We start from the raw sequence: 7,210 nt of genomic DNA, 5'->3' as shown, positions 1-7,210 counted from the left end.
TATTGCTTGCAAAAAACAAGTAAACAGCGCGATTTACTTGCGATATGCAAGCGATGTTAATATCTAGCCATGAAGACGACATCTAGAGAAGACATTCGGTCCCATTGCGCAGTGAACTACGGCGTGGAGGTCTTTGGCGACCGGTGGTCGCTCTTGATCATCCGCGACATCGTTTTTGCTGGCAAGAAGACGTATGGCGAGTTCCTGAAATCGGAAGAGGGAATCGCGACCAATGTCCTTGCTTCCCGCCTCGCGTTTCTTGAGGAGCAAGGCATTCTCTCGAGGACACCCAGCCCCGACGATGGGCGCCGTGACCTTTACACGCTGACCGAAAAGGGCCTGGATCTCATTCCCCTCGTGCTTAACATAGTCCTTTGGAGCGCGAAGCACGATTCGAAGTCGTACGTGCGGCGCAGTAAGGAATTCGTTGCTCGATTAAGTCAAAGTCCCTTGCAGGTGAGCGAAGAGGTGAAGGCGCTGGTCCGCAGTGGCGGATGTATGTTTCCTGAGAGCAAGGAATGAGCAAGACGGCAAGCGCGCCCTGTCACATCGCCCGAACGATATGCACACACCACCGGCTGCGAGGTGCAGCGAATAGCGGGGCCGATGTCCGAAACGGTCCTGGAAGCCGCCATTAATGTTTCGCCAACCCCAGCGGCGGTTCAGGGTCGACTTCTGCCCGACGCGGACCGATCAACGGCAGCTCCATGCGCCATTTCACATCGGACCGGGTCCGGCCAATACCTGCCCGTCGACTGCTTCAAATTGACGCCGCAAAGCGGACATTCGAGAACAACTGAAAACGGGTCGTCTTCCGACACACCCATCAATGTCGGCAGAGCCCGCACTCGCATGCTGTCAGGATGAGCGGGATTCACGACTAAGAGGACAGACGCCCTGTCAAGCCATGGCGACGGACGCTGCGGCACACCGCTGGTGTGGGATGGATCGCTCACGCTTCGGCCCGAGGTCGAGGCAGTTGTGCCCGTGCTGGCCGCCTAGGATTACGCCGCCGTGCCGAGCTGGCGACATGACGGCCGCTGGGAGCTGTGGACGCAGGAGGGCAACATCACCAGCGGGCCTAGTGAGGCCTTCGCTTCGCGCCAGGAAGCCCTCGCGGCGGGGCGCGTTTGGCGCGATGGCCTCAGGAAGTGATTTAACGTCCCCTGTACCGGATTGCGGTGGGTCGCAGGCCGAAACCGGGGTTTGGCTTCGAGCCAGTCACCCTGAAAGGTCGCGACCGTCAGCACGCGCGTTGTACGCAGGACCGCATACGGACCGAGCCATCAAGGGGCGGGCATCAAGCCCTGAAGCAACCGGGGGTCTTCGTCCGCGGTTGTTATGCTGGCGCGGATGAAAGGCATAGTCCTCTCCTCTGACCCAGCGCGCCATGACGCCGGGGCAAGTTTGATGAATCATGAGATGGCGCGACGGTCGCCGTCATTTGGGCGAATCCAAATCCAGAACGCTCGCGAATGCTGTTTGGCGCTGCCACCGGTTTCTACCGGCGGTATGCGCGCGACGGGCAGCGCAATCTTGCCTTCCAATCTGTTCATTCGTGACCTCTTGTATGCCTGACTACTAGGTGGTTGAAGAACGTGATCCACGAGACCCGTCCTCACCATAGGAGAACGGGGGTCCGCTTCAACCAGATGTTAGTCGCCAGTTGCTCCACAACGAACCGAGCGACATCGGTGCGTGCGATCTTCCCGCCGTTGACGCCGGCGAGGTCAACGATGGCCCTGACGCTTCCGCGAGCTGGGTCGTTGGTGAGCATCGCGGGCCGGACTATGACCCAATCGAGTGAGCTGGCGCGGATCGCGGCTTCCTGACGCCCCTTGTCTGTGTAGGCATGGCGAAGCAGCAAGGGCTGGAATAGCCGGTCGAATACGAAGCCGCCGTGGCCACGGCTGTCTCCTACCCCCAGGGCGGAGATGCAGATTAGACGGCGCACGCCGCTGCGGGCCATCGCCGGGAGGAGCGCGCGTGTCGCTTCGGTCAGAACGCTGACTTCGCTGAAAGGGCTAATGCCCGTGCCCAGCGAGCTGACGACGGCATCGCAGCCTTTCAAGGCGCGCATCAGGGCGCCTTCGTCGCAGGCATCCCCCTCAATGAGGTCTGCGCCTGGGAAGTCGGGCGCGCGCGCCTTCGAGCGAACCAACGCGACTACGGAATGACCCTTCTCCAAGGCGTCGTGGACGATCAGCCGTCCGGTTCCGCCCGTTGCACCCAAAACAAGAACCTTCATAGTCGATCTCGATAGTTGTTGGTATGAACGCCGCATTTCATAAGGAAATGGGCTCTTTTGGTTGCTCTGCCAGAATCACGATGGGGTGAGAATTTCCGGAGTAGATTTCCAAAGTCGTATCCCATCGCTGATCCGCTGACCTATTCTGTAGCGGCCTTCAGGGCCGCCGCGAAGACATCGCGGGCAGACGTCGCGCCCGGGACGTGCTCCGTACCCTCGACGCCGAGGTCCATCCAGCCTGAGTTGACGGCGTCATACATCGCTTCGGCCGGTCCCGTCTGGCCCTTCGGAACGCCGAGCTGCTCGAACGCTGCCGGCCACCCGGCCCGCGGTACAGCAAAAGCGTTGACGTCGACCTTCAGGACTTCACCCAATTGCGTCGCTATTTCATCCGCACTGACCATCGAACCGAGCTCGATGGCGCGATGCCCCGACCATTCCGGCCCGGTCAGAAGCGCTGCGACTTCGGCGCCGATGTCGTTGGTCGCGACCATGGTCGATTTCCGATCGGTCGGGTTGTAGTAGACGGGGAGCGTGCCACCTTTGGCAACATGCAAGCCGTAGAGGAAGTTTTCGAAAAATCCGCCGGCGCGCACATAAGCGATCGGCAATGTCAGTTCGCGAAATCCTTGCTCCAGAAGCAACAGCGCCGTGATCATCCCCAGCCCGCTGGTTCTGTTCGCCCCCATCGACGAAAGCGCAACCACTCGCGGCGGCGATGCCCTGGTGAGCGCCTCGACATAGTTTGCAATCACGCCCCTGGCTTCTTTGAAATCGGGCGAGGGCGCCCAGACAGCCGGCAACATGACGAACGCGCCTTCGACGCCTTTGAGCGCGTGCTCGATGGCTGCCGAATCATTCCAATCGCCGTCTACCAGTTCCACGCCCTGGTTCGCCCAGTGAGCCGCCTTCTCGCGATTGCGGACCAGCGCGCGTACTTTCTTGCCGTGCACCAACAGATGTTCTGCCGTTGCGCCGCCCACTTTTCCCGTGATGCCCGTTACTAAAAACATATGCTTTCTCCGGATATTGAGGGACAGATGACTGCCCCGGTTGGCTTAACGAATGAGCGGCAGAATGGCTCGGATACGGGAGTTGCGCGCGTAGAGGCCGCCCCATGTCAACGCGCCCAGAACCAGCGAAATGATTTCTGGCGGCGATCCCAACTCACCAATGCGGACATGGGCGCAGATGGCAGCTCCCAAATAGCCCGTCACCAGGATCGCGCCGAGGACGGCGGTAGCCGGGATGGCGTAAAGGATGGCGCAGGCAAGGACGATCGGACCCACCACACGGGTAACGTCCATCGCGAACCCGGTTTCCTGCAACATGCTCGCGATCTGTGCTGGCACGAAAAGCTGAATAATCCCGTCTGCCACCAGAGCGATAACGACAAACGCGCTCATTACCCGGCCGGCCCACAGGGCGCAATGCAAGGTCATAGTTTCAGTCACTTGTTGTTCTCCGATGTGGGTCTCAATTTCGAAGCTTATTGTGTTTCTCAAGTATGATAAACGCCGATAAAGTGAACTAACTGTTCTCTCTAAGATGAACAATACCGAGACGCGAAAATGCAGAATCTCGAACCCCTCCTCATATTCGTAACGGTCGCGGAAATGGGGAGCTTCACCCGCGCGGCCGACAGCTTGGGCATCCAAAAGGGGAGGGTCTCAACGGCTGTCCGGAAGCTGGAAGAAGATGTCGGTGTCAGACTCCTGCACCGGACGACGCGGAGCGTGCAGTTGACAGAGGACGGACGTGCGTTTCATGCGCGCGCCCGCGATCTGCTTGCTGAAGTCGATGACCTGCACTCGATGTTCGCAGGCGAGCACGTGGCACTTCGCGGGCGTCTAAGGGTGGATCTTCCGTCCGAAGTGGCGCGCACCACGATCGTGCCAGCCTTACCGGAGTTCATGGCGACTCACCCCGAGTTGGAGCTGGAGGTGTCGAGTACGGATCGGCAAGTCGATCTGGTTCAAGAGGGATTCGACTGTGTATTGCGGCTTGGACCGATACGGGACGAGACGCTGATTGCCCGCCCACTGGGCCTGCTGCGCATGGTCAACGCTGCCAGTCCCGCCTATCTGGCGCGCCATGGCGTCCCTCGATCGCTAGAGGATCTCCAGCGTCAGGAACATCGGGCGATTCATTTTTCGACGATGCTCGGCTCAAGACCTTATGGATGGGAATATCCGAACGGCGACAGCTACGCGACGCTTCAGTTGCCGGGTACGCTACACGTCAACAACGCGCAGATCTACGAAGCCGCTGCGCTCGCCGGCCTCGGCCTGATTCAGGCGCCACTCCTGGGGATTGGCCGATACATAGAAAGTGGGGCGCTTGTGGAGGTTATTCCCGACTCTCGTCGCCGAGCGCTCGCCGCGTCCCTCGTCGTAGCACATCGGAGCAATCTGTCGCGCCGAGTCCGCGCATTCATGAAATGGATCGAAGTTGTGCTGACGCCGTATCTGGAATGAGGGGTGGTGGATAAACGTTGATCGAGAGTGCCCTAAAATTGACTGCTCCGAAGCTGCCACTCGTCGGGGGCTGCAATGGGTCGGGTACGGAAGTTCGGTATTCGGCCGAGACCCGTGATATTCGGACTGGCCGTGTACTTCCGGGTTCGGCCAGAGGACTAAACCGCTCGCGCGGTATGCACTCCGTTTGAACGTGGTGGTTCTTCATAGGAAACCCGCTCGGTTTCCTATGTTGAGCAATGAGGCAATCCGCCTCGTTACTCGACAGGAGCCGAGCCATGACTACTCCCAGCCCAAGCATCAGTCCGCTACGCCAGCGCATGATGGACGACATGCGCATGCGCCGACTCGCGCCGAAGACTCAAGCCAACTATCTTCGCGTGGTGCGACAGTTCACTGTGTTTCTCGGCCGCTCGCCTGACACAGCCAGCGTCGAGGATTGACGGCGCTATCAATTGCATTTGGTTGACCACGGCGTTTCGCCGATTTCCCTGAACGCGGCAATCACGGGATTGAAGTTCTTCTTTGACGCCACGCTTGGTCGCGACGAGTTAATGGCAAAGATGCATCCGGTGTATTTACCCCGCACCTTGCCCGTCATACTCAGCCGCGATGAAGTGGGCCGACTGATCGCGGCGGCCACTAATCTCAAGCATCAGACAGCACTCGCAGTAGCGTACGGAACAGGATTACGCGCCAGCGAAGTGGTGGCGTTAAAGGTCGGTGAGTTCGTGCGCCGGTTCCTGCTGCACGTGCTACCTGGCGGCTTCCACCGCATCCGCCATTACGGTCTGCTGGCGAACCCCTCGCGGCGCGCGAATCTCGCGAAGATACGCGAGTTGCTGGGCGTCGTGTCTGCCAATATCGGCCGCAGTGCCAACGACGTAGCCACAGTCGCAGTGCCGCCAACCTTCGTTTGCCGGCACTGCGGTTCTCCGATGGTCATCATCGACATACTCCAACGCAGCAGACCTATCCGCGCACCACCGGTTGAGCGAGCCTACGCATGAACGCCATCGTGTCAGGATGCACACATCGACTGTCGGCTCTTCGGCAACGAGAGCCAATAGGAGACACCTGCGCCTATGATTCCAAACCGGCAGTTTGGTGCTGGCCGAGTCGGCGTGACAGCAACTCTCAGCAGCGTCGCTGCCACGATCGTGCCTATCTAGCCTCAGATTTACCCGCGTTTATATCCACCATGTCCCCAATGTGATCGAACAAATCGCCATAGCGCTGAAATGTTCAGACCATGTCGGAGCACTCCGCGGTTTCCTCCCTTGGGGCTTGTAGGACGCCTGCCCGCTGGCGTCTGGGCGAGTTGACGTGCCGACGGATCAGGGCAGGCTTCCTACAACCCTAAACAGAACCGGCCTCTCAACAAGCGTGACTGACCGGCCGCTCAAAACCCTCAAGCGGTCGTTGAAGCACTGCCCCGAAATCGAATTCCAAAGCAAGGAACGGAGCGTCTTGAATCGACGGTTGCGATACATTCTCAGCGACGAAATCCATCATCGAACTCAAGATGCCGCGTCAGTGGTTTAAGGAGTGGTTGAGATCGGCGACGACCATCCCTTTCCCATGCGCTGCTCCGGCCAGACGGGTATGCCTCGAAACGGCCTCAGAATAATTACGCGAAAGGAATTCACGATGCCAGCACTAGAGGAAAATAAACCCTTCATCGGACGTTGGTCGAAAGCCCTCTGGTGCAAGGCCCGCAATGTGTGCAACGCACTCGCCCAGAAGGCAGGTCCGTCGTTTCCGCTCGCACGGCCAAACGTGGAGGCGGCACAGGCCGCCGAGATAAAAAGCGTGTTTGGCCTCCCAGAGACACGCCGTGTGGAAAGCTTCACTGATGCGGCTTTCGCCATCATCATTACGCTACTTGTTCTGGAAATCCATCGCCCGGATGCTGCGCCAGGAAGATTGGGGGAAGAGCTTCTGACGGAATGGTCTTCCTACTTGGCCTATGCAGTTGCGTTCATCTATGTTGGAATCATCTGGCTCAACCATCACTACATGTTCGAGCGTCTCTGTAAGGTGGATCTGACACTCAACTGCATCAATCTCGGCATCATTGGCACCGCAGCCTTGATCCCGTTTCCGACTGGCGTGCTGGCAGGCGCATTCCGCAGCGGTAACCTCATGGATCAGAAGGCGGCGGTAGTGCTTTATGCCTTAATAGCCGGACTGATGTCGGCGTCATGGCTCCCTGCTTTTCGGCATTTGCATCGCCATCCTGAACTCTTGAAACCCCATTTGCCGGCGGCTGCTTTTGCGTCCCAGGTGCTTCGACCGGCGCTTGGCATCCTGCTTTACATCATGGCGGCGGCGCTAGGTTGGTTTGTTCACCCGCTTCTCGCGGTTGGGATCTTCATCTTCGTTGTCGGCTACTACGCCTTGACGAGCCAGGGCATCTATTCAAACCGGTGAATGCCGGGCGAGGTGATTGGAGAGCCATGCGAACCCGCGGGTACCGCGCAGG

General features: G+C 59.1%; 7 protein-coding genes and 1 pseudogene. 5 read left to right on the top strand and 3 right to left on the bottom strand.

Annotation, left to right across the window (positions count from 1 at the left end; translation table 11 throughout):
* Positions 1-69: 69 nt before the first annotated feature.
* A complete protein-coding gene (locus tag EOS_RS02185) occupies positions 70-522 on the top strand; it encodes a winged helix-turn-helix transcriptional regulator (RefSeq protein ID WP_047844949.1) in 453 nt (150 codons plus the stop codon).
* Positions 523-1,618: 1,096 nt separating this feature from the next.
* Here EOS_RS02185 and EOS_RS02180 read toward each other — a convergent pair.
* From EOS_RS02180 to EOS_RS47875, 3 genes are all read right to left on the bottom strand, one after another.
* Positions 1,619-2,248, bottom strand: a complete 630-nt coding sequence (locus tag EOS_RS02180; RefSeq protein ID WP_087881860.1) for an NAD(P)-dependent oxidoreductase — start codon at positions 2,246-2,248, stop codon at positions 1,619-1,621.
* Between the two features lie 140 nt (positions 2,249-2,388).
* A complete protein-coding gene (locus EOS_RS02175) occupies positions 2,389-3,261 on the bottom strand; it encodes an NmrA family NAD(P)-binding protein (RefSeq protein WP_047844947.1) in 873 nt (290 codons plus the stop codon).
* A gap of 45 nt (positions 3,262-3,306) precedes the next feature.
* Positions 3,307-3,906: a DoxX family protein gene (locus EOS_RS47875; protein ID WP_235442674.1), complete on the bottom strand. Its 600-nt coding sequence runs from the start codon at positions 3,904-3,906 to the stop codon at positions 3,307-3,309.
* Between EOS_RS47875 and EOS_RS02165 the strand changes: the two genes are divergently transcribed.
* The 4 genes and pseudogenes from EOS_RS02165 (at position 3,820) to EOS_RS02155 (ending at position 7,158) form a co-directional block, all read left to right on the top strand.
* On the top strand, positions 3,820-4,725 hold the full coding sequence (locus EOS_RS02165) for a LysR family transcriptional regulator (protein WP_047844945.1): 906 nt from the start codon (positions 3,820-3,822) through the stop codon (positions 4,723-4,725). The two genes, EOS_RS47875 and EOS_RS02165, sit on opposite strands and share 87 nt — an antisense overlap.
* A 278-nt stretch (positions 4,726-5,003) precedes the next feature.
* Positions 5,004-5,168 (top strand): phage integrase N-terminal SAM-like domain-containing protein, encoded by a 165-nt coding sequence (locus tag EOS_RS49110; protein ID WP_167348948.1) that lies wholly within the window; start codon positions 5,004-5,006, stop codon positions 5,166-5,168.
* Between the two features lie 255 nt (positions 5,169-5,423).
* Positions 5,424-5,735 (top strand): annotated as a pseudogene (locus EOS_RS47420) (transposase); the annotation flags it as partial.
* A gap of 640 nt (positions 5,736-6,375) precedes the next feature.
* The gene (locus tag EOS_RS02155; RefSeq protein ID WP_160312456.1) at positions 6,376-7,158 is read left to right on the top strand and encodes a TMEM175 family protein; all 783 of its coding nucleotides are present in this window, start codon (positions 6,376-6,378) and stop codon (positions 7,156-7,158) included.
* The last annotated feature ends 52 nt before the right edge of the window (positions 7,159-7,210 follow it).

The organism is Caballeronia mineralivorans PML1(12) (assembly GCF_001028175.1).
Taxonomy (GTDB): Bacteria; Pseudomonadota; Gammaproteobacteria; order Burkholderiales; family Burkholderiaceae; genus Caballeronia; species Caballeronia mineralivorans.
The sequence above is the reverse complement of the archived record's forward strand: the minus strand, read 5'-3'. Positions and strand labels throughout refer to the sequence as shown.

Coding starts and splice junctions, on each gene's coding strand:
- EOS_RS02180 (WP_087881860.1), bottom strand. CDS start 2,248: ATGAAGGTTCTTGTTTTGGGTGCAACGGGCGGAACCGGACGGCTGATC.
- EOS_RS02155 (WP_160312456.1), top strand. CDS start 6,376: ATGCCAGCACTAGAGGAAAATAAACCCTTCATCGGACGTTGGTCGAAA.
- EOS_RS02165 (WP_047844945.1), top strand. CDS start 3,820: ATGCAGAATCTCGAACCCCTCCTCATATTCGTAACGGTCGCGGAAATG.
- EOS_RS02175 (WP_047844947.1), bottom strand. CDS start 3,261: ATGTTTTTAGTAACGGGCATCACGGGAAAAGTGGGCGGCGCAACGGCA.
- EOS_RS49110 (WP_167348948.1), top strand. CDS start 5,004: ATGACTACTCCCAGCCCAAGCATCAGTCCGCTACGCCAGCGCATGATG.
- EOS_RS02185 (WP_047844949.1), top strand. CDS start 70: ATGAAGACGACATCTAGAGAAGACATTCGGTCCCATTGCGCAGTGAAC.